General features: G+C 70.0%; 26 protein-coding genes. 12 read left to right on the plus strand and 14 right to left on the minus strand.

All coding sequences use genetic code 11. From position 1 onward, the window contains the following. Nucleotides 1-5 precede the first annotated feature (5 nt). A complete protein-coding gene (locus tag QMK61_RS06275; RefSeq protein ID WP_302071256.1) occupies nucleotides 6-833 on the plus strand; it encodes an OmpA family protein in 828 nt (275 codons plus the stop codon). Nucleotides 834-1,094: 261 nt separating this feature from the next. On the opposite strand, the gene QMK61_RS06280 is transcribed toward QMK61_RS06275, so the two are convergent. From QMK61_RS06280 to pdhA, 4 genes are all read right to left on the minus strand, one after another. Further along, on the minus strand, nucleotides 1,095-1,478 hold the full coding sequence (locus tag QMK61_RS06280; RefSeq protein ID WP_302071257.1) for a VOC family protein: 384 nt from the start codon (nucleotides 1,476-1,478) through the stop codon (nucleotides 1,095-1,097). Between the two features lie 128 nt (nucleotides 1,479-1,606). Next, a complete protein-coding gene (locus QMK61_RS06285) occupies nucleotides 1,607-3,031 on the minus strand; it encodes a dihydrolipoamide acetyltransferase family protein (protein ID WP_302071259.1) in 1,425 nt (474 codons plus the stop codon). Between the two features lie 158 nt (nucleotides 3,032-3,189). Then, nucleotides 3,190-4,170 carry an alpha-ketoacid dehydrogenase subunit beta gene (locus QMK61_RS06290; protein ID WP_302071260.1) on the minus strand — a complete coding sequence of 327 codons (981 nt, stop codon included), beginning with the start codon at nucleotides 4,168-4,170 and terminating at the stop codon, nucleotides 3,190-3,192. A gap of 3 nt (nucleotides 4,171-4,173) precedes the next feature. Beyond that, nucleotides 4,174-5,259, minus strand: coding sequence for a pyruvate dehydrogenase (acetyl-transferring) E1 component subunit alpha (gene pdhA, locus QMK61_RS06295; protein WP_302071262.1), 1,086 nt, complete (start codon nucleotides 5,257-5,259; stop codon nucleotides 4,174-4,176). 202 nt (nucleotides 5,260-5,461) lie between these two features. Here pdhA and QMK61_RS06300 point away from each other — a divergent pair, with 202 nt between their 5' ends. Together QMK61_RS06300 and QMK61_RS06305 are read left to right on the plus strand one after the other, a co-directional pair. Further along, on the plus strand, nucleotides 5,462-6,310 hold the full coding sequence (locus tag QMK61_RS06300; RefSeq protein ID WP_302071263.1) for a tryptophan 2,3-dioxygenase family protein: 849 nt from the start codon (nucleotides 5,462-5,464) through the stop codon (nucleotides 6,308-6,310). Nucleotides 6,311-6,383: 73 nt separating this feature from the next. Then, nucleotides 6,384-7,892 (plus strand): oligopeptide:H+ symporter, encoded by a 1,509-nt coding sequence (locus QMK61_RS06305; protein ID WP_302071264.1) that lies wholly within the window; start codon nucleotides 6,384-6,386, stop codon nucleotides 7,890-7,892. Nucleotides 7,893-8,027: 135 nt separating this feature from the next. Here the strand turns inward: QMK61_RS06305 and QMK61_RS06310 are convergent, their stop codons facing one another. Next, nucleotides 8,028-8,483, minus strand: coding sequence for a MarR family winged helix-turn-helix transcriptional regulator (locus QMK61_RS06310; protein WP_302071265.1), 456 nt, complete (start codon nucleotides 8,481-8,483; stop codon nucleotides 8,028-8,030). Between the two features lie 250 nt (nucleotides 8,484-8,733). Between QMK61_RS06310 and hppD the strand changes: the two genes are divergently transcribed. The 9 genes from hppD to tpx all read left to right on the plus strand — a co-directional run bounded on the left by hppD (nucleotide 8,734) and on the right by tpx (nucleotide 17,618). Next, complete coding sequence (gene hppD, locus QMK61_RS06315) at nucleotides 8,734-9,828, plus strand: 4-hydroxyphenylpyruvate dioxygenase (RefSeq protein ID WP_302071266.1); 1,095 nt, start codon at nucleotides 8,734-8,736, stop codon at nucleotides 9,826-9,828. Nucleotides 9,829-9,968: 140 nt separating this feature from the next. Beyond that, nucleotides 9,969-10,262, plus strand: a complete 294-nt coding sequence (locus QMK61_RS06320) for a GIY-YIG nuclease family protein (RefSeq protein ID WP_302071267.1) — start codon at nucleotides 9,969-9,971, stop codon at nucleotides 10,260-10,262. Nucleotides 10,263-10,403: 141 nt separating this feature from the next. Further along, on the plus strand, nucleotides 10,404-11,705 hold the full coding sequence (hmgA, locus tag QMK61_RS06325; RefSeq protein WP_302071268.1) for a homogentisate 1,2-dioxygenase: 1,302 nt from the start codon (nucleotides 10,404-10,406) through the stop codon (nucleotides 11,703-11,705). 19 nt (nucleotides 11,706-11,724) lie between these two features. Continuing rightward, nucleotides 11,725-12,711 carry a fumarylacetoacetate hydrolase family protein gene (locus tag QMK61_RS06330; RefSeq protein ID WP_302071269.1) on the plus strand — a complete coding sequence of 329 codons (987 nt, stop codon included), beginning with the start codon at nucleotides 11,725-11,727 and terminating at the stop codon, nucleotides 12,709-12,711. 187 nt (nucleotides 12,712-12,898) lie between these two features. Further along, nucleotides 12,899-14,353 carry a copper-containing nitrite reductase gene (gene nirK / locus QMK61_RS06335; protein WP_302071270.1) on the plus strand — a complete coding sequence of 485 codons (1,455 nt, stop codon included), beginning with the start codon at nucleotides 12,899-12,901 and terminating at the stop codon, nucleotides 14,351-14,353. A gap of 111 nt (nucleotides 14,354-14,464) precedes the next feature. After that, nucleotides 14,465-15,223 carry a helix-turn-helix domain-containing protein gene (locus QMK61_RS06340; RefSeq protein WP_302071458.1) on the plus strand — a complete coding sequence of 253 codons (759 nt, stop codon included), beginning with the start codon at nucleotides 14,465-14,467 and terminating at the stop codon, nucleotides 15,221-15,223. 155 nt (nucleotides 15,224-15,378) lie between these two features. Further along, nucleotides 15,379-16,626 carry an NnrS family protein gene (locus QMK61_RS06345; protein WP_302071271.1) on the plus strand — a complete coding sequence of 416 codons (1,248 nt, stop codon included), beginning with the start codon at nucleotides 15,379-15,381 and terminating at the stop codon, nucleotides 16,624-16,626. Between the two features lie 10 nt (nucleotides 16,627-16,636). Next, nucleotides 16,637-17,089, plus strand: a complete 453-nt coding sequence (locus tag QMK61_RS06350; RefSeq protein ID WP_302071272.1) for a hypothetical protein — start codon at nucleotides 16,637-16,639, stop codon at nucleotides 17,087-17,089. A 28-nt stretch (nucleotides 17,090-17,117) separates the two neighbouring features. Next, complete coding sequence (gene tpx / locus QMK61_RS06355; protein ID WP_302071273.1) at nucleotides 17,118-17,618, plus strand: thiol peroxidase; 501 nt, start codon at nucleotides 17,118-17,120, stop codon at nucleotides 17,616-17,618. 554 nt (nucleotides 17,619-18,172) lie between these two features. On the opposite strand, the gene QMK61_RS06360 is transcribed toward tpx, so the two are convergent. The 9 genes from QMK61_RS06360 to gap all read right to left on the minus strand — a co-directional run bounded on the left by QMK61_RS06360 (nucleotide 18,173) and on the right by gap (nucleotide 25,594). Continuing rightward, a complete protein-coding gene (locus QMK61_RS06360; RefSeq protein WP_302071274.1) occupies nucleotides 18,173-18,589 on the minus strand; it encodes a group III truncated hemoglobin in 417 nt (138 codons plus the stop codon). Continuing rightward, the gene (gene ccoS / locus QMK61_RS06365; RefSeq protein WP_302071275.1) at nucleotides 18,586-18,774 is read right to left on the minus strand and encodes a cbb3-type cytochrome oxidase assembly protein CcoS; all 189 of its coding nucleotides are present in this window, start codon (nucleotides 18,772-18,774) and stop codon (nucleotides 18,586-18,588) included. Before ccoS ends, QMK61_RS06360 begins: the two co-directional genes overlap by 4 nt. Continuing rightward, nucleotides 18,771-20,975: a heavy metal translocating P-type ATPase gene (locus tag QMK61_RS06370; protein WP_302071276.1), complete on the minus strand. Its 2,205-nt coding sequence runs from the start codon at nucleotides 20,973-20,975 to the stop codon at nucleotides 18,771-18,773. The genes ccoS and QMK61_RS06370 overlap by 4 nt, the downstream gene beginning before the upstream one ends. Continuing rightward, nucleotides 20,972-21,193 (minus strand): hypothetical protein, encoded by a 222-nt coding sequence (locus QMK61_RS06375; RefSeq protein ID WP_302071277.1) that lies wholly within the window; start codon nucleotides 21,191-21,193, stop codon nucleotides 20,972-20,974. Before QMK61_RS06375 ends, QMK61_RS06370 begins: the two co-directional genes overlap by 4 nt. After that, the gene (gene ccoP / locus QMK61_RS06380; RefSeq protein ID WP_302071278.1) at nucleotides 21,177-22,085 is read right to left on the minus strand and encodes a cytochrome-c oxidase, cbb3-type subunit III; all 909 of its coding nucleotides are present in this window, start codon (nucleotides 22,083-22,085) and stop codon (nucleotides 21,177-21,179) included. The genes QMK61_RS06375 and ccoP overlap by 17 nt, the downstream gene beginning before the upstream one ends. Next, nucleotides 22,082-22,270: a cbb3-type cytochrome c oxidase subunit 3 gene (locus QMK61_RS06385; protein WP_302071279.1), complete on the minus strand. Its 189-nt coding sequence runs from the start codon at nucleotides 22,268-22,270 to the stop codon at nucleotides 22,082-22,084. Before QMK61_RS06385 ends, ccoP begins: the two co-directional genes overlap by 4 nt. Beyond that, entirely contained in the window at nucleotides 22,267-22,923 is a 657-nt protein-coding gene (gene ccoO, locus QMK61_RS06390; protein WP_302071280.1) for a cytochrome-c oxidase, cbb3-type subunit II, read from the minus strand. The genes QMK61_RS06385 and ccoO overlap by 4 nt, the downstream gene beginning before the upstream one ends. Before the next feature lie 10 nt (nucleotides 22,924-22,933). Continuing rightward, complete coding sequence (gene ccoN / locus QMK61_RS06395; protein WP_302071281.1) at nucleotides 22,934-24,400, minus strand: cytochrome-c oxidase, cbb3-type subunit I; 1,467 nt, start codon at nucleotides 24,398-24,400, stop codon at nucleotides 22,934-22,936. A gap of 192 nt (nucleotides 24,401-24,592) precedes the next feature. Further along, nucleotides 24,593-25,594 (minus strand): type I glyceraldehyde-3-phosphate dehydrogenase, encoded by a 1,002-nt coding sequence (gene gap / locus QMK61_RS06400; RefSeq protein ID WP_302071282.1) that lies wholly within the window; start codon nucleotides 25,592-25,594, stop codon nucleotides 24,593-24,595. Nucleotides 25,595-25,666 lie beyond the last annotated feature (72 nt).

Genomic DNA, 25,666 nt, shown 5'->3' on the forward strand with positions numbered 1-25,666 from the left:
TCATCATGTACGGGATGATCGAGTGCAAACGGGCGGCGTGGCCGGCCCTGCTGGCCGGCGCGCTGCTCGCCGCCGGCTGCAGCACGGCGGGCAGCAAGTCGTCCACCAACGCGGAAGGGGTGACCTTCCCCAATCCGGACCGCTCCACCATGCCCGAGGGCGTGTTCGTGAACCTGGAGAACCTGCGCAAGGTGGCTCCGGGCATGACCAAGAAGCAGCTCTACGCGCTGCTGGGCCAGCCGCGCTTCGACGAGGGCGTGGTGGGCGTGCGCAAGTGGAACTACATCTTCAACTTCCGCAAGTCCGACGGCAGCGGCGACTACTTCAGCTGCCAGTACCAGATCCTGTTCGACAAGCAGGACCTGGCCGAGCAGTTCTACTGGAAGCCCGAGGCCTGCAAGGCGGTGCTGGAGACGCACCACGCGGCGCCGAAGCCCAAGCCCGCGCCGCTGCCCGCGCAGCCGATCCGGCTGTCGTCCGACGCCCTGTTCGGCTTCGACAGCGCCACGCTCACCGCGGACGGCCGGGTGAAGCTGGATGGCCTGCTGCAACAGCTGCGCACGGCCAGCCTGGTGCAGAACATCGACGTGGTGGGCTACACCGACCGCATCGGCAGCGACGGCTACAACATGAAGCTGTCGCAGCGCCGTGCCGAGGCCGTGCGCGACTACCTGGTGCAGAACGGCGTCCCCGCGGGCGCGATCCAGGTGGAAGGTCGGGGCAAGGCCGACCCGGTGGTAGAGTGCCACGACCGGAAGCGGCCGGCGCTGATCGCGTGCCTGGCGCCGAACCGGCGCGTGGAGCTCTCCGGCATCGCCAAGCCCGCGCATTGACTTGACCCGGACAACGGCGAGTCTGCCCTGATCGGCACCGTGGGCGACACAAGGACCAGGCAAGTCGTGTCGTACGCGTCGCGCTCCACCCCCTGTAGCCACGCTCCCACGGTGCCGATCAGGGCAGACTCGTCGCCATGTCCCCTTCCCGGGGGCATGGCGGGTACTCGCAGGGCGAGGGCGGAGGCTTGCAAACGCCGCGTGGGCTTTGCGTGAAGGCGCGGATCATCCGGACGTCCGGACGGCCGTCCGCGGTGCCGGTCAATCCCAGCGGTTGAGGTGCGGGCCGAACGCGGCGCGCTGCTTGTGCACCACGCAGAAGCGGTGGCCGGTGGGCGCCTCCATCACCCACCAGCGCCCGCGCACGAAGCCGACGCGCCTGGCGCCCAGGGCTTCCAGCCGGGCCACCTCGGCATCCAGGTCGTCGGTCTCGATGTCCAGGTGCACGCGGCTGTCGTGGTCGACCTTCTGCAGCAGGATGATCGGCTCGTCTTCGGCCGTCCGCAGTTCGGCGTAGCGGCCGTCGCCGTCCTGGTCGAAGGTGGCGACGGGCTTGCCCAGCACCGCGCTCCAGAAGCGCGCCGCGGCGGCGAGGTCGTCCACGCGGCTGTCGAGGACGAGGGTGCAGAGCCGGCTGTGGTGCATGGAGGGGCTCCTCCAGGGAAGGCGGCCCGATTCTGGCCCGGCATCCGTGAAGAAAGCGGTGTCCCGCCCGGAACGAAAACGGGGCGCCTGGCGGCGCCCCGTTCCGTATGGCCCGGCGGATCGCCGGCTCAGTTCGGGCGGGCCAGGTCGTCCAGCAGCGCCTTGAGGAAGCGCGCGGCCTCGCCCCCGGTGGCGGCGCGGTGGTCGAAGGTCAGGCTGATCGGCATGCGACGGTGTACCTCGATGCCGCCCATCACCGCCACCACGTCGTGGCTGAGCTTGCCGGCGCCGACGATGGCCACGCACGGCGGCACCACCACCGGGGTGGCGTAGCGGCCGGCGAACATGCCGAAGTTCGACAGGCTGATGGTGTAGCCGGAGAGCTCCGACGGCGGGATGGAGCGATCCTCCACCTGCGCGCGCAGGCGCTGGATGCCGGCGCGGATGCCGGCGCCGTCGAGCACGTCGGCGTTGCGCAGGGCCGGCACGAACAGGCCGTCGTCGGTGTCCACCGCGATGCCGATATCCACGTGCGGGTGCATCGTGCGGCTGAGGTTCTTGCCGTCGAACCACGCGTTCAGCGCCGGCACGGCCTTGCAGGCGGCGACGATGGCGCGGATCAGGCGCGCGGTGATGTCCTGCTTGCCGATCCAGGCGTGCAGGTCGGCGTCGTCGACCAGGGTGGTGGGCACGACCTGCGCGTGCGCGTCGGCCATCACGCGGGCCATGTTGCGGCGCACGCCCTTGAGCTGTTCGGGCTGGCCGCTGGCCTGCACCGACGGCGGCGCGGTGCGCACCGGCTTGCCGGCGAGCGAGATGGGGCCGCGCTGGTCTTCCCTTCTCCCTTCGAGAGAAGGTGCCCGAAGGGCGGATGAGGGTTCGGGCGAAGCGAAACGTTGCGCTCCGGCCGCACCCTCACCCCTAGCCCCTCTCCCGGAGGGAGAGGAGAGCAAGGGCGCGCTGCCGTTGGCGGCGGCGTCCTTCACGTCCTTCATCGTCACCACGCCGTCGGCGCCGGTGGGGCGCACGCGGGCGAGGTCGACCTTGAGCTTCTTCGCCAGCGCGCGCACCGCGGGCACCGCCTTCACGCCGCCGATGCTGGCGGCCTGCTCGACGTGCACGGTGTTGCCGCTGACCATCGCGCCCACCACGGTGCCTTCGTCCTCGCGGTCGGCGGCGGCCTTCACCTCGCCGCCTTCGTCCGAGGCGACCACCTTGCCGCCGTCGTCGGGCGCGGGGCTGCCCACGCTCTTCTTCGGGCCGTGGTGGTGGCCGGTGGACTCGGCCTCGGCGCGCTGCTTGGCGTTCGGGTCGGGCTCGAAGTCGGCCAGCGCGGCGCCGGTCTCGATCACGTCGCCGGCGGCGCCGTGCAGCTTCACCACCTTGCCGGTGTACGGCGAGGGCACCTCGACCACCGCCTTGGCGGTCTCCATCGACACCAGCGGGGCGTCGAGCTTGATGGTGTCGCCTTCCTTCACGTGCCACTCGACGATGGTGGCGTCGGGCAGGCCTTCGCCGAGGTCGGGCAGGTGGAATGTCTTGATGTCGGCCATGATCGGAATTCCGGAAGTTGGAGTGTTCGTGGGTGACTCCCTCCCCTGCGTGCAGCAGGGGAGGGCAGGGGAGGGGTCAAGCCGTCATGTGGTACGGCGTTTTGTCGGTGCCGCCCCCTCCCGGCCTCCCCCTGCAAGCAGGGGGAGGAGCAAAGGTGTCAGCTCGCCGCCAGCGTGCGCTTCGCCGCGTCGACGATGCGCTCCACGCTGGGCAGGTACTTCATCTCCAGGCGGAACAGCGGGATGTGCGTGTCGGGGCCGGTGACGCGTTCGACCGGCGCGAGCAGGTCGTACATGCATTCCTCGGCCAGGCGCGCGGCGATCTCGGCGCCGAAGCCGGCGGTCTTCGGGGCCTCGTGCACGATCACGCAGCGGCCGGTCTTCTGCACCGACTCGGCGATGGTGTCGAAGTCCAGCGGGGTGAGCGTGGCGACGTCGATCACCTCGGCGCTGATGCCCTGCCTGGCGAGTTCGTCGGCGGCTTCCAGCGTCTCCTTCACCTGCGCGCCCCAGGTCACCAGGGTCACGTCGGTGCCGTCGCGCAGCACGAAGCACACGTCCAGCGGCAAGGCCTCGCCGTCGTCCGGCACCTCTTCCTTGTACTGGCGGTAGATGCGCTTGGGCTCGAAGAACATCACCGGGTCGGGATCGCGGATCGCCGCCAGCAGCAGGCCGTAGGCGCGCGCGGGCGAGGAGGGCAGCACCACGCGCAGGCCCGGGATGTTGGTGAACAGGTGCTCGTTCGCCTCCGAGTGATGCTCCGGCGCGCGGATGCCGCCGCCCCACGGGGCGCGCCACACGGCCGGCACGGTGATGCGGCCGCGGGTGCGGTTGCGCAGGCGCGCGGCGTGGCAGGCGATCTGCTCCATCATCGGGTAGATGAAGCCTTCGAACTGCGCCTCGGCGACCGGCTTCATGCCCTGGGCGGCCAGGCCCACGGTGACGCCGGCGATGGTGGTCTCGTCCAGCGGCGTGTCGAGCACGCGCAGCTCGCCGAACTTTTCCTGCAGGCCCTGGGTGGCGCGGAACACGCCGCCGTTGACGCCGACGTCCTCGCCCAGCACCACGACGCTGTCGTCGTGCTTCATCTCGTAGGCCAGCGCCTGGGTGACGGCTTCGATGAGAGTGATCTGTGCCATGGCTCAGTGACCCTTGGTTTCGAGCGAAAGGACGTACTCGCGCTGCTTGGCGAGATCGGCGGGGATTTCGGCGAAGGTGTAGTCGAACATCGCCGTCACCGGCTGCGTCCTGGTCTCGAGGTAGGCGTTCACCTCGTTGTCCATCCACTCGTCGCACTCGGCCTTCCAGGCCTCCTCCTTCGCGTCGTCCCACACGCCCTTGGCCACCAGCCAGCTGCGCAGGCGCTTCATCGGCTCCTTCGCCCAGGCGTCCTTCACTTCCTGCTCGCCGCGGTAGCGGCGGGCGTCGTCGGCGGTGGTGTGGTCGCCGAGGCGGTAGGTGACCAGCTCCAGCACGCTGCCGCCCTCGCCGTTGCGGGCGCGCTCCAGCGCGTCTTCCATCGCCTTGCGCACGGCGATGATGTCGTTGCCGTCGACCTGGATGCAGTACAGGCCCGCGGCGATGCCCTTCTGCGCCAGCGTGGGCGCGCCGGACTGGATCTTGCGCGGCACCGAGATGGCCCACTGGTTGTTGACGATCACCGCCACCAGCGGCAGGTTCTGCGCGCCGGCGATGTTGATGGCGCCGTAGAAATCGCCCTTGGACGAGCCGCCGTCGCCGATGGTGCACACGGCCACGCGCTTCTCGCCGCGGATCTTGAACGCCAGCGCGCTGCCTGCGGCATGCAGGCACTGCGTGGCGATCGGCACCGACCACGCGAAGTCGTGGCGTGCCGGCTCTTTCTGGTAGTCGTTGCCGCGCTCGTCGCCGCCCCAGTACATGTAGACCTCGCGCGGCTGCACGCCGCGATAGAGCTGCGCGCCGTATTCGCGGTAGCTGGGGGCGAACACGTCTTCCGGCTTCATCGCGCTGCCGATGCCGACGTGGGCGGCCTCGTGGCCGAGGCAGCTGGCGTAGGTGCCGAGCTTGCCGGTGCGCTGCAGCGCCACCGACTTGGCGTCGAACACGCGGGTGGACATCATCAGCTTGTACAGCTCGACCATGTGGTCGAGGTCCTTGGCGAAGGCGGGCAGGTCCTTGCGGACCTGCTTGCCCTCGGCATCGAGGTATTGCAGGTACTCGATCTCGAACTTGGCGGCGATGGACACGACTCGCTCCCGGTGGGTTTTGATGGGGGTGGGAGGCGGCGGCCCATCCAGCGGGGCCTTGCGCGCGGAAATCCCTTGAAAAGACAGCGATTGATAGCAGGGGCGCATGCTGCGCCGCAAGGTACGGTGCAGCATGCGATGGCGTACGGCCCCGGGCGGCGCTGCGGTTAACATGGGCCTTTTTCGGGACGTGCGGAACGCCATGGCGGAGAACCAACGCGACCTCGAGGCCGGCATCGAACGCGACCTGCACGGGCGCATGACCTATGCCGGCTACCTGCGCCTGGACACCCTGCTGTCCGCGCAGAAACCGCTGTCCGATCCCCCGTACCACGACGAGATGCTGTTCATCGTGCAGCACCACGTGGCCGAGCTGTGGCTGAAGCTGGTGATCCACGAGCTGCGCGCCGCGATGGATTTCCTGCGCGCCGACCGCGCCGACCCGTGCCTGAAGGTGCTGGCGCGGGTGAAGCAGATCCAGCGGCAGCTGTTCGAGCAGTGGGCGGTGCTGGAGACGATGACGCCGCACGAATACCTGGCCTTCCGCGACGCGCTGGGGCCCTCGTCCGGCTTCCAGTCGGCGCAGTACCGCACGGTGGAGTTCCTGCTCGGCAACAAGAACGCCGACATGCTGGACGTGTTCGCGCACGACCCGGCGGCGCAGGCGCTGCTGCACGACACGCTGGCCGCGCCCGGCCTGTACGACGAGGCCTTGCGCTGGCTGGCGCGCCGCGGCCACGCGGTGCCGCGGGAAGTGCTGGAACGGGACGTGGCGCAGCCATGGCGGTTCCACGAGGCGCTGCTGCCGGTGTTCCGCCGCATCTACGAGGCGCCGGAAAGCTTCTGGGCCGAGTTCCATCTGTGCGAGACGCTGGTGGACATCGAGGAGAATTTCCAGCTCTGGCGTTTCCGCCACATGAAGGCGGTGGAGCGCATCATCGGACACCGCCGCGGCACCGGCGGTTCCTCCGGCGTGGGCTTCCTCAAGAAAGCCCTGGACCTGACCTTCTTCCCCGAACTGCTCGACGTGCGCACGGTACTGGGCACGTGAAGCACGGGCAGGAGCGGTTCGTTACCATCCATCGCTGTCGCACGAGTCGCGGCAGCCACAAGAAGGGGAACGCATGAGCCAGACCATCGAGGCCGCCGCCGGCGCCACGCCGGACTACCCGCAGCTGTTCGGCCACCCGCGTCCGCTGTGGATGCTGTTCATGACCGAGTTCTGGGAACGCTTCGCGTTCTACAGCGTGAGCTGGGCGCTGGCGCTGTACATCGTGGCGCAGTTCTACCACGGCGACAGCTCGGGTCAGGCCTGGGCCAGCGCGATCTTCGGCGCGTACACCGCGTTGATCTACGGCACCGGCATCTTCGGCGGCTGGGTGGCGGACAAGCTGATCGGCTACCAGCGCACCATCCTGCTCGGCGCCGCGGTGATGGCGGCGGGCCTGTTCGCGCTGGCGGTGCCGTCGCGCCTGATGCTGCTGCTGGGCCTGGCGCTGGTGATCGTGGGCGACGGCCTGTTCAAGCCGAACATCTCCTCGATGGTGGGCCAGCTCTACGGCCGCGACGATCCGCGCCGCGACCGCGGCTTCACCCTGTTCTACATGGGCATCAACGCGGGCGCGCTGGTGGCGCCGCTGCTCACCGGCTGGATGGCCGCGCAGTTCACCGACACGCCGATGCGGCAGAACTTCCGGCTGGTGTTCCTCGCCGCCGGCGTGGGCATGCTGCTGAGCCTGCTGTGGTTCTGGTTCGGCCGCCGGCAGCTCAAGGGCGTGGGCCGGCCGCTGCCCGGCGCGGAAAGCCGGCTGCGCGTGCTATGGGTGTTCGCGGGCGTGGTGGTGGCGGTGCCGGTGGTGTACTGGCTGCTGTCCGGCATCGGCGCGACCGGCCTGCAATGGGTGCTGGGCCTGCTGTTCGTGGTGGTGGCCGCGATGCTGCTGGTGGAGGCGGCGCGGCACGACCGCGTGCAGACGCACCGGGTGATCGCGATGCTGATCATCTTCGCGTTCAACGTGCTGTTCTGGATGTTCTATTACCAGCTCGGCACCACCTTCAACTTCCTCGCCGAGAACCTGGTGGACCGCACGATGTTCGGCGGCTGGGTGTTCCCGGTGGGCTGGTTCCAGTCGGTGAGCCCGCTGGCGATCATCGTGTTCGCGCCGATCGTGGCGCTGGTGTGGGGCCGGCTGGACCAGCGCCGCATGGAACCCTCGATCCCGCGCAAGTTCGGCTTCGGCCTGCTGTTCAACGCGCTGGGTTTCCTGGTGCTGGTGTACGCGCTGTCGAAGCTGCTGGGCGCGAACGGGCTGATCCCGTTCTGGCCGCTGGTGGCGTGCTACGTGATGCAGACCCTCGGCGAGCTGTGCCTGTCGCCGATCGGCCTGTCGATGGTGACCAAGCTGGCGCCGCCGCGGCTGGTGGGCTTCGCGATGGGCGGCTGGTTCCTGTCGCTGGCGGTGGGCGGCAACCTGTCCGGCCTGTTCGCCAGCCGCATCACCGGCGAGCACGGGCTGACCGCGGCCGCCGCGCTGAGCGGGTTCACCTTCAGCTTCTGGCTGCTGCTCGGGGCGGGCGTGGTGTTGCTGCTGATCGCGCCGCTGGTGAACCGGCTGATGCACGGGGTGAAGTGACTTTTCTCCTCCCCCTGCTTGCAGGGGGAGGCCGGGAGGGGGTAGGCGGGCTTGCCGCGAGGTTGATGGCCCCTCCCCAGCCCTCCCCTGCGAGCAGGGGAGGGGGCCGTGTGCTCCCGTGCGGGGAGGGGGCGGTCAGCCTTCCGGCGGCATCAGCTTGTCGAGGATGCGGCGCAGCCACGCCTGCTCCTCCGGCGCGAGCCGCGCCAGCAGCTGCCGCTCGCGCTGCCGCGCCATCGGCGCCACCTCGTCATGGATCTTCCAGCCGGCGGCGGTGAGGCCGAGCACGGAGCGGCGCTTGTCGTCGTGGTGGATGTGCCGGCGCACCCGGCCGGCCGCCACCAGCCGCGCCAGTGCGCGGCTCACCGCCACCTTGTCCATCGCGGTGCGCTCGGCCACTTCGCGCGCCGAGAGCCCGTCGAAGCGCGCCAGCACCGCCATCACCCGCCACTCGGTGACGCCGAGGTCGTGGCGCGCCTGGTAGTCGTCGGCGATCGCCTGGCTGACCGTGTTCGACACGATCGAGAGCTGGTAGGGCACGAAGCTTTCCAGCTCCAGCGGGGCGTGGTCGGGGTGGCGTTTGACGGGCATTGCCGCGTCGCTCCTTGCAAATGGTTTCATATGAAACTATAACGGGTGCGGTCGTCCATGATCGCGAAGGTCAGGCGTGCGGTCATCCATGGCTGCCGCGTGCCTTATGCGGCCATCCATGGCCGCAAGAGTCAAAAAGCAGCCATCCATGGCTGCACTTTTCACCAAGAGCAGGCATCACATTAGCGTTCGCCGTGCGAAAAGCACCGTGGCGCGGCCTGTTTCCATCGTAGCCCGCCGGAGAGATTCCATGACAGCCCAACCCAACCTCGGCATGCAGGTCACCACGTTCGAGAACCCGATGGGGATCAACGGCTTCGAGTTCGTGGAGTTCGCGGCGCCGGCCGGTCGCGCCGGCGAGTTGCACGCGCTGTTCCGCAATATGGGCTTCAGCGCGGTGCTGAAGCACACGCGCCGCCCGATCACGGTGTACCGCCAGAACGACGTGAACTTCCTGGTCAACGAGGACCCGGATGCCTTCGCCGCCGATTTCGCCGCCAAGCACGGCCCCTGCGCCTGCGGCTTCGCGATCCGCTTCCGCAAGCCCGCGGGCGAGGTGCTGGACGCAGTGCTGGCCAACGGCGGCGAGGCGGTGGACCACAAGCCCGACAGCAAGGCGGTGGACGCGCCGGTGATCAAGGGCATCGGCGACTGCATGCTGTACCTGGTGGACCGCTATGGTGACCAGGGCAGCGTCTACGGTGACGACTACGTGCCGGTCGAAGGCGCCGAGCCGGACCCGAAGGGTTTCGGCCTGACCTTCATCGACCACCTCACGCACAACCTGTACTACGGCAACATGGCCAAGTGGTCGGCCTACTACGAGAAGCTGTTCAACTTCCGCGAGATCCGCTACTTCGACATCAAGGGCGCCAAGACCGGCCTGGTGTCGAAGGCGATGACCGCGCCGGACGGCATCGTGCGCATCCCGCTCAACGAGTCCACCGACCCGAAGAGCCAGATCAACGAATACCTCGACGCCTACCACGGCGAGGGCATCCAGCACATCGCCTGCTTCACCGACAACATCTACGACACGGTGGAGGCGATGCGCGCGCAGGGCGTGGAATTCCTCGACACGCCGGACACCTATTTCGACGTGGTGGACCTGCGCATCCCGGGCAACGGCGAGGACGTGCCGCGCCTGCGCAGGAACAAGATCCTGATCGACGCCGACCCGGAGACGAAGAAGCGCCTGCTGCTGCAGATCTTCACCCAGAACTGCATCGGCCCGATCTTCTTCGAGATCATCCAGCGCAAGGGCAACGAGGGCTTTGGCGAGGGCAACTTCCAGGCGCTGTTCGAGAGCATCGAGCGCGACCAGATGAAGCGCGGGGTGCTTTGAGGTCTGGGAGGTCGCAGCCCCTTCGACTTCGGCCCTGCGGGCCTACGCTCAGGGCGAACGGTTCATGTATACCCTCACCGTTCGCCCTGAGCGTAGCCGCGTAGCGGCGAAGTCGAAGGGCTCACCACGGAGAGCCGGACATGGAATTCGTCCTCTACATCCTCGAATGCGCCGACGGCAGCTTCTACATCGGCCATACGGACGATCTGGACAGGCGAATGGAGCAGCACGATCAGGGCAGGGGTTGTGCCTATACCGCGACACGGCGCCCCTTGAAGCTGGTCCATGCGCAAGGCTTTGAAACCCGTTACGAGGCACTGACCATGGAGCGCAAGCTGAAAGGCTGGAGCCGGGCCAAGAAGCTGGCGTACATGGCCGATGACTGGGAGGTCATACGTACCTTGTCCAAAGGCAAGCACAAGCATCAACGGTAGGTGCCGGGCGCTTCGACTCCGCTTGCTACGCAAGCTACGCTCAGCGCGAACGGTGCACATTATTCGTTCGTCCTGAGCGTAGGCCCAAAGGGCCGGAGTCGAAGGACTGGCAGGACTAGAACGCCACCCGGAGCATTCAAAGTGAACGCGCCACTCCACTACCAATCCGGCTTCGCCAACGAATTCGCCAGCGAGGCGATCCCCGGCGTCCTGCCCGAGGGCCAGAACTCGCCGCAGCGCGTGGCGCACGGCCTGTACGCGGAGCAGCTGTCCGGCACCGCGTTCACCGCGCCGCGGCACGCCAACCGCCGCAGCTGGCTGTACCGCATCCGCCCGGCGGCCATGCACCGGCCGTTCGAGCCGCTGGCGCACGCCACGTTCCACAACCGCTTCGACGAGGCGCCCGCCACGCCGAACCAGCTGCGCTGGAGCCCGTGGCCGCTGCCCGAGGCGTCCGCCGATTTCATCGATGGCCTGGTCACCATCGCCGGCAACGGCGGCGCGGCGGAGCAGGCGGGCATCGGCATCCACGTCTACGCGGCGAACCGCTCGATGGAGGGGCGGTTCTTCTATGACGCCGACGGCGAGCTGCTGATCGTGCCGCAGCAGGGCCGGCTGCGCCTGGCCACCGAGCTGGGCGTGCTGGAGGTGAAGCCGCTGGAGATCGCGGTGATCCCGCGCGGCGTGCGCTTCCGGGTGGAACTGCCGGACGGCGCGGCGCGCGGCTACGTGGCGGAGAATTTCGGCGCGCTGCTGCGCCTGCCCGACGCCGGCCCGATCGGCGCCAACTCGATGGCGCTGCCGCGCGACTTCCTGGCGCCGGTGGCGGCGTACGAGGACGTCGAGGGCGATTTCGAGCTGGTCGCCAAGTTCCAGGGCGCGCTGTGGCGCGCGGCGATCGACCACTCGCCGCTGGACGTGGTGGCCTGGCATGGCAACTACGCGCCGTACAAGTACGACCTCACCCGCTACAACACGGTGGGTTCGATCAGCGTGGACCATCCCGACCCGTCGATCTTCACCGTGCTGACCTCGCCGTCGGACACGCCCGGCACGGCGAACATGGATTTCGTGATCTTCCCGCCGCGCTGGCTGGTGGCCGAGCACACCTTCCGCCCGCCGTACTTCCACCGCAACGTGGCCAGCGAGTTCATGGGCCTGGTCGAGGGCGCCTACGACGCCAAGGCCGGCGGCTTCGCGCCCGGCGGCATGAGCCTGCACAATTGCATGAGCGGCCATGGTCCCGACGCGGCCAGCTTCGAGAAGGCCAGCGCGGCGGACACGGGCAAGCCGGATCACATCGCCAACACCCTGGCCTTCATGTTCGAGACGCGCAAGGTGATCCGCCCCACGCGGCAGGCACTCGACGCGCCGCAGTTGCAGGTCGACTACTACGAGTGCTGGCAGGGCATCCGCAAGCACTTCGACCCGTCGCGCGTTTGAACGAATCGGAGCACACGCAATGAAGCTTGGAAGTCTGAAAGAGGGCGGCCGCGACGGCACCCTGGTAGTGGTCAGCCGCGACCTGAAGTGCGCGGTGAAGGCCACGGGCATCGCGTCCACGCTGCAGGCCGCGCTGGACGACTGGTCGAACGCCGCGCCGCGGCTCAACGCGCTGTCCGACGCACTGAACGCCGGCAGCGCCGACGGCGCGTTCGACTTCGACGTGGCGAAGCTCGCCGCGCCGCTGCCGCGCGCCTACGAATTCGTGGACGGCTCGGCCTACCTGCCGCACGTGGAGCGCGTGCGCCGCGCCCGCGGCGCCGAGGTGCCGAAGTCGTTCTACACCGATCCGCTGATGTACCAGGCCACCAGCGCCGGCTTCCTCGGCCCCCGCGATGACGTGGTGGTGCCCAGCGAGGATTACGGCATCGACCTGGAGGCCGAGGTGGTCGTGGTCACCGACGACGTGCCGATGGCGGCCACGCCCGCTGAGGCGTCCGCGCATATCCAGCTGGTCGGCCTGGTCAATGACGTCAGCCTGCGCGGGCTGATCCCGGGCGAGCTGGCCAAGGGCTTCGGTTTCCTGCAGTCCAAGCCGCGCTCGGCGCTGTCGCCGGTGCTGGTGACGCCGGACGAGCTGGGCGAGGCCTGGCAGGGCGACAAGCTGCACCTGCCGATGCGCACCTGGCTCAACGGCCAGTGGTTCGGCGAGGCCGAATGCGGCGTGGACATGCAGTTCAGCTTCGCCGAGCTGGTGGCGCACGTGGCGAAGACGCGCCCGTTGACCGCCGGAACGATCGTCGGTTCCGGCACCATCGCGAACGAGGACACGTCCAAGGGCGCCTCCTGCCTCGCCGAGCAGCGCACGGTGGAAACCCTGCGCGACGGCAGGCCGTCGACGCCGTTCCTGAAGTACGGCGACACGCTGCGCATCGAGGTCACCGGCAGGGATGGCGCGTCGATCTTCGGCGCCATCGAGCAACGCGTCGCGCCGCCAGCGCGCTGAGCGACCGGCGGGCGGCATCCTCCCGGCCGCCCGCTTCCCTCCTGCGGAAAACGCGTTGGCAGTCACAACGCGTGCCTGCGGGCTGTGGCAGTTTGCCGCGGTCTGGAAAGGAGCGGTCGGGTCCGGCATCTGCGCTTCACGGATGAAGGCCCTGGCTGCAAGTCAGGACACACAAGGGGGAATGCCGATGTCACGTCCGATGATCGCCGCCGTTGCGGCGGCCGCGTTGTTGCTTGCCGCCTGCTCGGGCAGGCCCGTTTCCGATGCTTCCGCCGCCCCGGCACCCATCGACGCCGGTCCGCCGCAGGGCCCGCCGATCCACGCGGTGCTGGCCAGCCCGCCCGACGTGCCGCCGCCGATCCACCGCGACCATCCGGCCCGGGTGATCGTCGACCTGGACGTGGTGGAGAAGACGATGCCGATCGCCGACGGCGCCACCTACACGTTCTGGACCTTCGGCGGCACGGTGCCGGGCAGCTTCATCCGCGTGCGCCAGGGCGACACGGTGGAACTGCACCTGCGCAACCCGCCCGGCAGCCGCATGCCGCACAGCATCGACCTGCACGCGGTGAGCGGCCCGGGCGGCGGCATGGACGCCAGCGAGACCCTGCCGGGGCACGAGTCGCAGTTCAGCTTCAAGGCGCTGCACGCCGGTCTGTACGTGTACCACTGCGCCACCATGCCGGCCGGCATGCACATCGCCAACGGCATGTACGGGCTGATCCTGGTGGAACCGCCGGAAGGCCTGCCGAAGGTGGATCACGAGTACTACGTGATGCAGGGCGACTTCTACACCGCCGGCGCCTACCACGCGAAGGGCCCGCAGGCGTTCGACATGCAGAAGGCGATCGACGAGCGGCCTACCTACGTGCTGTTCAACGGCCGCGAGGGTTCGCTGACGGGCGCGCACGCGCTCACCGCGAAGACCGGCGAGACGGTGCGCCTGTTCGTGGGCAACGGCGGCCCCAACCTCAGCTCCAGCTTCCACGTGATCGGGGAGATCTTCGATCGCGTGTGGCAGGGCGGCTTCACGCACCCGCTGGAGGATGTGCAGACCGTGCCGGTGCCGCCGGGCAGCGCGGTCACGGTGCAGTTCCGCACGCCGGTGCCGGGCACCTACACCCTGGTGGACCACGCCATCTTCCGCGCGCTGGAGCAGGGCGCGGCGGGGCAACTGGTGGTGGGCGGTCCGGGCGATCCGCTGGTGTATTCCGGCCGCCAGGCCGACCGCCTCTACGCCGGCGGCTCCGCCGCGACGGCGCAGGCGCCCGCGGCGGCGCACGATCCGCTCGCCAGCGGGCGCCGGCTGTTCGACGGCACCTGCGCGGCCTGCCACCAGGCGAACGGCGAGGGCGTGCCGAACGTGTTCCCGCCGCTGGCGAGATCCAGCGTGCTGGCGGCCGACCCGCAGCGCGCGGTGGGCATCGTGCTGCACGGCCTGCATGGCCGGCTCACCGTCAACGGCCACGACTACGACTCGACCATGCCCTCGATGGCGCACCTGGCCGACGACGACATCGCGGACATCCTCACCTACGTGCTGAACAGCTGGGGCAACCCCGGCGGCCGCGTCAGCGGCGACGAGGTCGCGCGGGCGCGCCGCGCCGGTGGCGATGCGGCGGTGGCCGCCGGCGCACCGTAGACCGCGCGGCGCCCGGTCCGCCGGGCGCCGCGACGTGCGGTCGCAGGAACTCGCGGGCATGGCGCCGGCTGCGTATCATGGCCGTGCCCGCAGCGTCTGCCTGCCATGCCCATGCCCCTGCATCCCACCGGTCACCTGCATCCGCTGCCCCGGCCGATCGCCGACGACGGCGACGCGTCCCGGTTCTGTTCCACCTGCGCATTCTCCGACGCCTGCGTCGCGGTGGGCTACGGCAAGCCCGAGCTGGCCGAGCTGCATTGCCTGGTGGAGCACGTGGGCCCGTTCCGCGCCGGCGAGCACGTGTTCCGCACCGGCGATCCGTTCCGCGCCATCTACGCGGTGCGTGAGGGTTCGGTGAAGACGCGCCTGTTCGACCGCGACGGCAACGAGCAGGTGCTGGGCTTCTACCTGCCGGGCGAGGTGGTGGGGCTCAACGCGATCTACCCCGAGCACTTCCCGTGCGACGCGGTGGCGCTGGAGGACACCCGCTTCTGCCGCTTCCTGTTCCCCGCCATGAGCGCGCTCGCGGCGCGCCTGCCGGCGGTGCAGCGGCACCTGTTCCGGCTGATCAGCAAGGAACTGGGCGCGGTCTCGCTGCTGGCCGGCGACCACAGCGCCGACCAGCGCATGGCCGCGTTCCTGCTCGACCTCTCCGCCCGCTACGCGGCGCGCGGCTACTCGCCGGTGCGCTTCCACCTCAGCATGTCGCGTGGCGATATCGCCAACTACCTGCGCCTGGCCGCCGAGACAGTCAGCCGCGTGCTGACCCGTTTCCGCACGCAGGGCCTGATCGGGCTGGAGGGCCGCGACCTGCTGCTGCGCGATCCCGGCCGCCTGCGCGAACTGGGCGCCAGCCTGCTGCCGGAATAGCGTGGCCTGATCCAGGTCAGGGCGGAGCGGGGCGTGCCTTGCGAGCATGGCGCCGGGGCAGCCGCGATGCGATGCGGAAGGCCCGGCCTCGCTTGAAAGCACGGCACATGCAGGCAACCTGGCCAGGCCTCACCCGGCCGCACACACCACGACCCATGCGCGACACATCCGCCACCACCGAAGAAGCCACCCTCGCGCGCCTGCTCGCCGCGGCTCCCCATCGCCCGCTGTTCCTCGCCGGCACCATGGCGGTGCTGCTCTCCATGGCCTGGTGGACACTGGAGCTGGCGTCACTACGCTTTGGCTGGGACCGCTGGCCGCAGCCGCCGGTCCCGCCCGTGTGGGGCCACGCCGTGCTGATCCAGTACGGCCTGTTCCCGCTGTTCATGTTCGGTTTCCTGATGACCACCTTCCCGCGCTGGATGAACGGCCCTGCCGTGCCGCCCGCGCGCTACCTGCCGGTGGCCGGCGGCGTGCTGGGCGGCTACGCGCTGGCGAACATCGGCTTGCTGGGCATGCCATGGCTGCTGGAGGGCGGCCTGCTGCTGATGCTGGCCGGCTACGTCGCCGGCGTGGCCACGCTGGGCGGCGTGCTGCGCGCGGCGGCGGAGCGCAACCGGCACGGCTGGTCGTGCTTCACCGCGTTCTGCGTGGGCACGCTGGGGCTGGCGTTGTTCGCCGCCTGGCTGCTGTGGCCGTCGCTGCCGGCCGGCGTGGGCTGGCTGGCGGTGAAGCTGGGTACCTTCGGCTTCCTGCTGCCGGTGTACTTCACCGTCTGCCATCGCATGCTGCCGTTCTTCAGCGGCAACGTCGCGAAAGGGCGCGGCTACGTGATGCGGCGGCCGGCCTGGAGCCTGCCGCTGGCGTGGGCGTTGCTGCTGGCGCACGCGCTGCTGGACTGGAGCGGGCGGGCGCGCTGGCTGTGGCTGTGCGACGTGCCGCTAGCGGTGCTGTTCGGCTGGCACGCACTGGCCTGGCAGCCGTGGAAATGCATGCGGCCGGGCCTGCTGGCGGTGCTGCACATCGCCTTCGCCTGGCTGCCGGTGGCGTTCGTGCTGTACGCGGTGCAGGACGTCGCGCTGGCCGCCGGCGGACGCCAGGTGCTGGGGCTGGCGCCGCTGCATGCGCTGGCGATCGGTTTCTTCGGCTCGATGCTGGTGGCGATGGTGACCCGCGTCACCCACGGCCATTCCGGCCGGCCGCTGCAGATGGGGGCGGTGCCGTGGCTGTGCTTCGCACTGCTGCAGGCGGTGGCGCTGCTGCGCATCCGCGCCGAGCTGGGCGGCGACCGCTACCTGTGGCTGGTGGTCGCCGGCGCCGGCTGGCTGGTCGCCTTCCTGCCGTGGGTGCTGCGTTCGGCGTGGATCTACCTCACGCCGCGCGCCGACGGCAAGACGGGTTGAGGGCGGCGGCATGCAAGGCCTGATCGCGCCGTATTACCCCTGGATCGTGCTGGTGCACCTGGCCTGCGCGATCGTGTTCGTGGGCGCGGCGGCATTCGAGGTGTTCGCGCTGGAGGCGCTGCACCGGCACTTCGACGCCACCACCATGCAGCGGATCGAGAGCGCGGTGATGGCGCGGGTGCGCCGCTACATGCCATTCGTGGTGCTGCTGCTGTTCGCCAGCGGTGGCCTGTTGTTCGACCTGCGCTGCAACGGCATCCGCTGCATCGGCGATACGCGCTTCGGCGGGTTCCTGCTGGCCAAGGTGATCCTGGCGTTCGGCGTGCTGGGGGTGTTCGCCAACGCGGTGTGGGCCGGCGCGCGGGGGCGCATGGACGCCTGCCGCTTCCGTCATACGCACCGCATCGTGCTGGCGATGATGGCGGCCATCGTCTTCCTGGCCAAGACCATGTTCTACTTGTAGGCCCTTTCCCCCCATCGCGAGGTATGTCATGTCCACCGTCCATTTCAAGGGCCAGCCGGTACGCGTCGACGGCAGCTTTCCCGCGCCCGGCAGCCAGGCGCCGGCGTTCCGCCTGGTCGGCAGCGACCTGTCCGAGGTCACGCTGGCCGGCTTCGCCGGCAAGCGCAAGGTGTTGAACATCTTTCCCAGCGTGGACACCGGCGTGTGCGCCGCCTCGGTGCGCCGCTTCAACGAGCTGGCGGCGAAGCTCGACGACGCCGTGGTGCTGTGTATCTCGGCCGACCTGCCGTTCGCGCAGGGCCGCTTCTGCGGCGCCGAGGGCATCGAGAACGTGCGCATGCTGTCGCTGATGCGCGGGCGCGAGTTCCTGCGCGACTATGGCGTGGCCATCGCCGACGGCCCGCTGGCCGGCCTGGCCGCCCGCGCGGTGGTGGTGCTGGACACGCACGACAAGGTGATCCACGCCGAACTGGTGGACGAGATCACCCACGAACCGAACTACGACGCAGCACTGAAGGCGCTGGGCTGAGCTGTCGTTCGTGAAAATCGCGGAGGCCCGTCGGTAGAGCCGCGGGCCTTCGTGCTTTTGCGCAGCGGTTGCTCGCCTGCAGCGGGCTTTCGGACGCCTGCCGGCGCCCGAGTTCCTTCTCTTTGCTGGCCCACGTCACCGCAGGAGCGGTGGCAAACGGCGAAGCCGGCCCGAAGGGCGGAGGGCAGGATGCCCGGAGTCAAGAGAAGGAACCAAGAGAAATGGCCTTGTGGAGCCCGCCGCCCCTACAAGCCGTGGCGCTCGAGGTGTCCTGGAACTTGCGTGACACCGCACGTTCTACCGACGGCCACGCCGCGCCGTCGCCGATCACTGAGGTCAGGGAGGGATTGCCGCGGCCGACCGCTCTCCGGTTGCTCCACGCTGCGAGGCTTACTCCAGCATCGCGAGTCGCTTCATGCTGGCTTCTCATTCCATCCCCTCACCACCGTCATTCCAGCGAAGGCTGGAGGTGCTTTTCAACAGACGAAGGTCTGGTCATCCAGTGAAGTGTTCGTGCGCAGCACGCAAAATCACGGGACGCGCCGCGTGTCTCCTCAGGACTTCACCCCCACCACCGGAATGCCGAACGGCCGCGCGTCCAGCCGGTCGGGCAGGCCCATGCCCATGCGCAGGCTGCGGCCGATGCGGTCGGCGTAGTCGAGCATCTGCGTGGCGGCGGCTTCGTCCAGCACTTCGCGGGTAGTCTCGCGCCACAGGTCCAGCCAGCGCACGAAGTGCTCGGCGCGGATCGCGGGCTGGGCGCGGTGCACCGCCATCGGGTTGCCGCGGTAGCTGGCGGTGCGCAGCGCCACCGAGCACCAGAACGAAGTGAGCAGGCGCTTGTGCTCCGCCCAGTCGTGCACGGCGGCGTTGAAGATCGGGCCGATCGAGGGATCGGCGCGCACCTTGTCGTAGAAGCGGTCGACCAGGGTGGCGATGTGCGTTTCGTCGAGCGTGGCGGGCGTGTTCATGGCGGGGGCGTGCGGGAAGGTCCGGGGTTCGATATGGGGGCGGTCGGCTCGTCCTCCAGCAGTGGCAGCACGGCGGGCGTGTCGAGGTCGTCGAACTGCTGGTGGTTCACCGCCCAGAAGAAGATCGCCACCGCGGCCAGCATGAGCAGCAGGGTGACCGGGATCAGCACCAGCAGGGCGTTCATGCGCGCGCCTCCCGCCCGGTGCGCAGGGCGTTGAGCACCACCGCCAGCGAGCTGAGCGACATGCCGACGCCGGCCAGCCAGGGCGGCACCAGCCCCAGCGCCGCGAACGGGATGGCGCAGAGATTGTAGGCCAGCGCGCCGCGGCGGCTGCCGTCGACCACCCGGTGCATGCGCCGGGCCACGGCGCGCGCGCGGGCGAGGCCGTCGAGGCGGCCGTCGAGCAGCAGCAGGTCGGCGTGCGTGCGGGCCGCTTCGGCGCCTTCGGCGAGCGCGGCGGAAACATCGGCGCCGGCCAGCACCGGGGCGTCGTTGCCGCCGTCCCCCACCACCAGCACAGTGCGGCCCCGTGCGCGCAGCTCGCGCAGGCGTTCCAGCTTGTCGGCGGGCGACTGGCGGGCGTGCCAGTCGCCGATGTCCAGCCGCGCGGCAAGGTCGGCCACGCGGCCGGCGGCGTCGCCGCTGGCGATGGCGGGCACGAGGCCGTCGGCGCGCAGCGCGGCCAGCGTGCGTGCGGCGTCCGCCCGTGGCTGTTCGTCGAAGTGGAAGATCGCCAGCGCGCCGCCGACGTCGGCCAGCCACAATGCGCCATCGGCGGCGTCGGGGTCGGCCACTCCGGCCAGGGCCAGCGCGTGGCCGGCGCGGCCCAGGCGCAGCCGGCGGCCGTCGACCACGCCCTCGATGCCGCCGGGACCGACCTGCACGTTCCATGCGCGCGGGGGCGTGGCATCGCGTGCCGCGTCGGCCAGCGCGCGTGCCAGCGGATGGGCGCTTTCGCGCGCCAGCGCGGCGGCCAGGCGCAGCATGGCGTCGGGTGCGTCGCCACGCGGGGTGCGGATGCGCCCGCGGTCCAGCGTGGGCACGCCGAGCGTGCCGGTCTTGTCGAACAGCGCGGTGTCCGCGCGTGCGAGTGCGTCCAGCGCCGCGCCGTCGGTCACCAGCACGCCCTGCCGCGCCAGCGCACCCAGCGCGCTGGCCAGCGCGGCCGGGCGGCTCAGCGCGAAGGCGCAGGGGCAGGCCACCACCAGCACGGCGACGGCGGCACCGAACGCGCGAGCAGGGTCGACCAGCAGCCAGCCCAGCGCGGTGGCCGCGGTGAGCAGCAGCACGCCCGCCACGAAGCGGGCGACCGCGCGCTGGTCTGCCGGCGTGACGACGGGGCGCGCCGCGCGGGCATGCGCGCCCAGCGCCTCCATCCGCGCCGCGGCAGTGGCGTCGCCACCGGCTTCCACCCGCAGGTCGGCCGGGCCGGCGAGCAGCAGGCTGCCGGCCAGCAGGCGTTCGCCGCGGCGGCGCGGCTGCGGGCGCGATTCGCCGGTGAGCAGGGATTCGTCTAGCGCGGCGTACGCGCTTTCCAGCACGCCGTCGGCGGGCACCACGGCGCCCTCGGGGACGTGCACGCGGTCGCCGGGAACCAGTTCCAGCGCGGCGACGGTTTCCAGCGCGCCGTTGGTGCGTCGGCGCTGCGCCAGCAGCGGCATGGCGTCGGCCGCGGACTCGCCCAGCGCGCCGCTGCGGTGGCGCGCGCGCAGTTCCACGTAGCGCGCGGCGAGCAGCAGGAACACGAACATGCCGATCGAGTCGAAATAGATCTCGCCGCGGCCGCGCAGCGTGGCGAAGGCGCTGGCGAGGAACACCAGCAGTACCGCCAGCGCCACCGGCAGGTGGATGCCGATACGGCGCGCATGCAGCTCGTGCAGCGCGCCGCGGTAGAACGGCAGCGCCGAATACGCCACCACCGGGATGATGGAGAGGAAGCCCAGCCAGCGGAACAGGCCGCGCGTGCTGAAGTCCTCGAACTCGGTGGCGCCGAGGTAGATCGCCAGCGCGTAGCTCATCACCTGCATCGCGCACATGCCGGCCACCAGCAGGCGCTTCAGCGCGTCGCGCATTTCGTCGTCGCGGGCGTCGTCGATGCGGGCGCGGCGCAGCGGTTCGGCGGGACAGTGCTGGCGGGCGCAGGCATCGAGCAGGGCGGGCAGCGGGGTGAGGCGGGCGTCCCAGGTCACGCGCACGCGGCGTGCGGCGACGTCGATCGCCACGCGCCGCACGCCGGGCAGCGCGTGCAGCGCCTGCTCCAGCCGCAGCACGCGGCGCGGGTCGTCCAGCGCGGGCACGCGCAGGGCGATGTCGCTGCGACCATCGCGGCGCGGGCGCAGCACCTGCGCCGCGAGCCGCGGTTCGGCCCATGCAGCGGCGTTCATGGCGGCGTGCCGTGCGCGCTGCGTGCTGCGCTGGGCACGCCGAACACCGCGTGCGGGGCATCCGGCAGCGGCGTGTCGGCGTGGCGCGCGCTCACCGCGATGATCCACGCGCAGCCGGCCAGCGAGGCGAGGAACACCGCCGCGCCGAGCCACAGCACCGGCTGGCGGTACCAGGCTCCGGATGGCCCGGCAGGACGTGGCTCACGGCGTGGCGGCATCGGGGTGCGAGAGGTGGTAGACGTAGGCGGCCAGCACGTGGATCTGCCCGTCGTCGAGGCGCTTGTCCCAGTCCGGCATGTGGCCCTGGCGGCCGTCGCGGATGGTGGCCTCGATGTCGGCCAGGCGGCCGCCGTGCAGCCACACGTGGTCGGTGAGGTTGGGCGCGCCCACGCCCTGGTTGCCCTTGCCGTCGGGACCGTGGCAGGCCGCGCAGGTCGCCTTGAAGATCGGCTCCGCCGTGGCGGCCATCTTCGCGTCGTGCGGTGCGCCGGACAGGCCGAGCACGTATTGCGCGAGGTTCTTCACGGTGGGCTCGCCGAGGCTGCCCCACGGCGGCATCACGCCGCCGCGGCCGTCGTGGATCGAGGTGGCGATGTCCTGGCCGGTGCCGCCGTACAGCCAGTCGGCGTCGGTAAGGTCGGGCGCGCCCAGCGCCTGGTTGCCCCTGGCGCCGCGGCCGTGGCAGGCGGCGCAGTCGTCGTCGAACAGGCGCCGGCCCAGCTGCTGCGCGGCGGGATCGCCGGCCAGCTGCTCGACCGGGTACAGCGCGAAGCGCCGCATCAGCGGTTCGAGCTTCGCGTCGTTGGCCGCCACGGCGCGCGCCAGCTCGCCGTGCGCGGTCCAGTGCAGCAGGCCCTTGTGGTTGCCGAAGCCGGGGTAGAGCACCAGGTAGCCGATGCCGGCCACGAACATGCTGGCCGACAGCAGCAGCCACCAGCGCGGCAACGGGCGCAGGCCCTCGCGGAGGGTGCCGTGCGCCCACACGTGGCCGGTGGTCTGGTCGGGCAGCGAGGGGATCTTCGCGCGCGGGCCCCACAGGAACAGGAACAGCGTGATGCCCAGGTTGAGCACCACCAGGAACATCACCCACAGCGACCAGCCGGTGCTCATCGGCGTGCCTCCCGCGCATCGGCGGGCGCGCCCGCAGGCAGGTCCTCGTCCTGCATCGGCAGCCTCGCCATGTAGTCGAAGGTGGGCTTGTGGCGCCTGCGCCAGGCCCAGATCCAGATGCCGATGAAGACGAGCATCAGCAACGTGGTGATGACGCCGGCCACGTGGCCCCAGGCCGGGTTCATGGCGTACCTGCCTTGCCGACCTTGGCGGTGGCGACGGCGGGGTGCGGCTCGTTGTCGATGCCCAGGCCCTGCAGGTAGGCGACCAGGGCGTCGAGTTCGGTCTTGCCCTTCACCTCGACGGGGGCGGCGGCGATGTCGGCGTCGCTGTACGGGTCGCCCAGCCTGCGCAGCACGCGCATGCGCGCCTGGATGTCGGCGCCGTCGATGGCGGCCTTCGCCAGCCACGGGTAGCCCGGCATGTTCGATGGCGGCACCACGCTGCGCGGGTCCAGCAGGTGCATGCGCTGCCAGTCGTCGGAATACTTGCCGCCCACGCGCGCCAGGTCCGGCCCGGTGCGCTTGGAGCCCCACTGGAACGGGCGGTCGTAGACCGATTCCTCGGCGGTGGAGTAGTGGCCGTAGCGCTGGGTTTCGAAGCGCAGCGCGCGGATCATCTGCGAATGGCACAGGTAGCAGCCCTCGCGCACGTAGATGTCGCGGCCGGCCAGGCGCAGCGGGTCGTAGGGCCTGACGCCCGCCGGCGCCTTCACCGCGTGCGCCTCCATGAACAGCGGGGTGATCTCGGCGAGGCCGCCGAAGGAGACCATCACCGCGGTGAAGATGCCCAGCGCGGCGGCGTGCTTCTCGATGAATTCGAAATGCCTGTAGGCCATGGCCTTCTCCTCAACCAGCCACCGGCAACGGCGCGGGCACCTGGTGCGGCACCGGCTCGGGGATGGGCACGGGGATCGGCTGGATGATGCGGGCGCGCGCGTCGGCGGCGGTGTGCCACAGGTTCCAGGCCATCACCCACATGCCCGACAGGATCAGCGCGCCGCCCATCCAGCGGACCAGGTACATCGGCCTGACCGCGATCAGGCTGTCGAGGAAGGCGTACTTCAGCGAGCCGTCCGGCAGCGTGGCGCGCCACATCTCGCCCTCGGTGACGCCGGCCGTCCACATCGCGCCGACGTAGAACAGCGTGCCCAGCATGTGCAGCCAGAAGTGGATTTCCATTGCCTTGTGCGAGTGCATCGCCGGGCGGCCCAGCGCGCGCGGCGCCATCGCGTACAGCGAGCCGATGGTGATCATCGCCACCCAGCCCAGCGAGCCGGAGTGCACGTGGGCGATGGTCCAGTCGGTGTAGTGCGACAGCGAGTTCACCGTCTTCACCGCCATCATCGAGCCTTCGAAGGTGGCGGCGGCGTAGAACACCAGCGCCATCACCATGAACTTCACCGCCGGGTCGGTCTTCAGCTTGTGCCACGAGCCGTTGAAGGTCATCAGCCCGTTCGCCGCCGAGCCCCAGCTCGGCATCAGCAGCACCAGCGAGAACGCCATGCCCACCGACTGCACCCAGTCGGGCAGGGCGGTGTACATCAGGTGGTGCGCACCAGCCCACATGTAGACCGAGATCAGCGCCCAGAAATTGACGATGGAGAAGCGGTAGCTCCACAAGGGCTGCTGCGCCTGGCGCGGCACGAAGTAGTACATCATCCCGAGGAAGCCGGCGGTGAGGAAGAACGCCACCGCGTTGTGGCCGTACCACCACTGCACCATCGCGTCGACCACGCCGGAGTAGATCGGGTAGGACTTGGTCCACGACACCGGCACCGCCAGGTTGTTGACGATGTGCAGCAGCCCCACCGCGATGATGAAGGCGCCGTAGTACCAGTTCGCCACGTAGATGTGGCGGATGCGCCGGCGCGCCAGCGAGCCGAAGAACACCACGCCGAAGCCCACCCACACCGCCGCGATCAGGATGTCGATCCACCATTCCGGCTCGGCGTATTCCTTGCCCTGGGTCAGGCCCATCGGCATGGTCAGCATCGCCAGCACGCAGGAGAGCTGCCAGCCCCAGAAGGTGAACGCGGCCAGCCGGTCGAACGCCAGCCGGGCGTGGCCGGTGCGCTGCACCACGTAGTAGCAGGTGCCCATCAGCGCGCTGCCGCCGAAGGCGAAGATCACGCCGAAGGTGTGGTCGGGGCGGATGCGGCTGAAGGTGAACCAGGGCAGGTCGAGGTTCAGCGCGGGCCACATCAGATCGGCGGCGGCGTACAGCCCCACCGTCATGCCGACGATGCCCCATATGGCCGAGGCCAGCAGGAACTGGCGGACGACCTTGTCGTTGTAGTACTCGGTGTGCGGCATGGCGCCCCCGTGACGGTTGGCACCATTGTCGACGGGCCCCGGCGCGACCCCCTTGACCTGGGTCAGGCGGCTGCGACGGTTCGCCGCCGATGCCGCCGCGGCGCGATGTCGCAGGCGCCGCGGCGGGCAACAAAAAGCCCGCGCCGGCAGTGCCGGCGCGGGCCGTGTCGAGCGCTTGCGGGGCGTCCGGCCTTACTTGGCCACCACGCGCACCATCTCCAGGCACTTGTTGGAGTAGCCCCATTCGTTGTCGTACCAGCTCACCACCTTGACGAAGGTGGGGTCCAGCGCGATGCCGGCGTCGGCGTCGAACACCGAGGTGTGGGTCTCGCCGCGGAAGTCGGTGGCGACCACCTTGTCCTCGGTGTAGGCCAGCACGCCCTTCAGCGCGCCCTGGCTCTGCGCCTTCATCTCCGCGCAGATCTCGGCGTAGGTGGCGGGCTTCTCCAGCTCCACGGTCAGGTCGACCACCGAGACGTCGGAGGTCGGCACGCGGAAGCTCATGCCGGTGAGCTTCTTGTTGAGCTCGGGGATCACCACGCCGACGGCCTTGGCCGCGCCAGTGGACGACGGGATGATGTTCTCCAGGATGCCGCGGCCGCCGCGCCAGTCCTTGTTGCTGGGGCCGTCGACGGTCTTCTGGGTGGCGGTGGCGGCGTGCACGGTGGTCATCAGGCCGCGCTTGATGCCCCACTTGTCGTTCAGCACCTTGGCCACTGGCGCGAGGCAGTTGGTGGTGCAGCTGGCGTTGGAGATGATCGCCTGGCCGGCGTAGCTGGCGTGGTTCACGCCGAACACGAACATCGGCGTGTCGTCCTTCGACGGCGCCGACATGATCACCTTCTTCGCGCCGGCGTCGAGGTGCTTCTGCGCCGCTTCCTTGGTCAGGAACAGGCCGGTGGACTCGATCACCACGTCGGCGCCGACCTCGCCCCACTTCAGGTTGGCCGGGTCGCGTTCCTGGGTCAGGCGCACCTTCTTCCCGTTGACCACCAGCTGGCCGCCCTCGACCGACACCTCGCCCTTGAAACGGCCGTGGACCGAGTCGTAGCGCAGCATGTAGGCGAGATAGTCCGGCTCGAGCAGGTCGTTGATCGCCACGATCTCGATGTCGTTGCCGAAGTTCTGCACCGCGGAACGGAACACATTGCGGCCGATGCGGCCGAAACCGTTGATGCCGACCTTGATGGTCATGGGACAGCGTCCTCCAAACGATGGGGAAACAAGGGCCGCGGGCGGCGGCCGGGAAACGCGATTCTAGCGCGG

Origin of the sequence: Fulvimonas sp. R45 (assembly GCF_030504985.1) — a bacterium.
Lineage (GTDB): Bacteria > Pseudomonadota > Gammaproteobacteria > Xanthomonadales > Rhodanobacteraceae > Rhodanobacter_A.

Excerpts from the sequence above, each read along its gene's own strand:
- QMK61_RS06275 (WP_302071256.1), top strand. The coding sequence starts at position 6 with ATGTACGGGATGATCGAGTGCAAACGGGCGGCGTGGCCGGCCCTGCTG.
- QMK61_RS06280 (WP_302071257.1), bottom strand. The coding sequence starts at position 1,478 with ATGCACCACAGCCGGCTCTGCACCCTCGTCCTCGACAGCCGCGTGGAC.
- QMK61_RS06285 (WP_302071259.1), bottom strand. The coding sequence starts at position 3,031 with ATGGCCGACATCAAGACATTCCACCTGCCCGACCTCGGCGAAGGCCTG.
- QMK61_RS06290 (WP_302071260.1), bottom strand. The coding sequence starts at position 4,170 with ATGGCACAGATCACTCTCATCGAAGCCGTCACCCAGGCGCTGGCCTAC.
- QMK61_RS06300 (WP_302071263.1), top strand. The coding sequence starts at position 5,462 with ATGGCGGAGAACCAACGCGACCTCGAGGCCGGCATCGAACGCGACCTG.
- QMK61_RS06305 (WP_302071264.1), top strand. The coding sequence starts at position 6,384 with ATGAGCCAGACCATCGAGGCCGCCGCCGGCGCCACGCCGGACTACCCG.
- QMK61_RS06310 (WP_302071265.1), bottom strand. The coding sequence starts at position 8,483 with ATGCCCGTCAAACGCCACCCCGACCACGCCCCGCTGGAGCTGGAAAGC.
- hppD (WP_302071266.1), top strand. The coding sequence starts at position 8,734 with ATGACAGCCCAACCCAACCTCGGCATGCAGGTCACCACGTTCGAGAAC.
- QMK61_RS06320 (WP_302071267.1), top strand. The coding sequence starts at position 9,969 with ATGGAATTCGTCCTCTACATCCTCGAATGCGCCGACGGCAGCTTCTAC.
- QMK61_RS06330 (WP_302071269.1), top strand. The coding sequence starts at position 11,725 with ATGAAGCTTGGAAGTCTGAAAGAGGGCGGCCGCGACGGCACCCTGGTA.
- nirK (WP_302071270.1), top strand. The coding sequence starts at position 12,899 with ATGTCACGTCCGATGATCGCCGCCGTTGCGGCGGCCGCGTTGTTGCTT.
- QMK61_RS06340 (WP_302071458.1), top strand. The coding sequence starts at position 14,465 with ATGCCCCTGCATCCCACCGGTCACCTGCATCCGCTGCCCCGGCCGATC.
- QMK61_RS06345 (WP_302071271.1), top strand. The coding sequence starts at position 15,379 with ATGCGCGACACATCCGCCACCACCGAAGAAGCCACCCTCGCGCGCCTG.
- QMK61_RS06350 (WP_302071272.1), top strand. The coding sequence starts at position 16,637 with ATGCAAGGCCTGATCGCGCCGTATTACCCCTGGATCGTGCTGGTGCAC.
- tpx (WP_302071273.1), top strand. The coding sequence starts at position 17,118 with ATGTCCACCGTCCATTTCAAGGGCCAGCCGGTACGCGTCGACGGCAGC.
- QMK61_RS06360 (WP_302071274.1), bottom strand. The coding sequence starts at position 18,589 with ATGAACACGCCCGCCACGCTCGACGAAACGCACATCGCCACCCTGGTC.
- ccoS (WP_302071275.1), bottom strand. The coding sequence starts at position 18,774 with ATGAACGCCCTGCTGGTGCTGATCCCGGTCACCCTGCTGCTCATGCTG.
- QMK61_RS06370 (WP_302071276.1), bottom strand. The coding sequence starts at position 20,975 with ATGAACGCCGCTGCATGGGCCGAACCGCGGCTCGCGGCGCAGGTGCTG.
- QMK61_RS06375 (WP_302071277.1), bottom strand. The coding sequence starts at position 21,193 with ATGCCGCCACGCCGTGAGCCACGTCCTGCCGGGCCATCCGGAGCCTGG.
- ccoP (WP_302071278.1), bottom strand. The coding sequence starts at position 22,085 with ATGAGCACCGGCTGGTCGCTGTGGGTGATGTTCCTGGTGGTGCTCAAC.
- QMK61_RS06385 (WP_302071279.1), bottom strand. The coding sequence starts at position 22,270 with ATGAACCCGGCCTGGGGCCACGTGGCCGGCGTCATCACCACGTTGCTG.
- ccoO (WP_302071280.1), bottom strand. The coding sequence starts at position 22,923 with ATGGCCTACAGGCATTTCGAATTCATCGAGAAGCACGCCGCCGCGCTG.
- ccoN (WP_302071281.1), bottom strand. The coding sequence starts at position 24,400 with ATGCCGCACACCGAGTACTACAACGACAAGGTCGTCCGCCAGTTCCTG.
- gap (WP_302071282.1), bottom strand. The coding sequence starts at position 25,594 with ATGACCATCAAGGTCGGCATCAACGGTTTCGGCCGCATCGGCCGCAAT.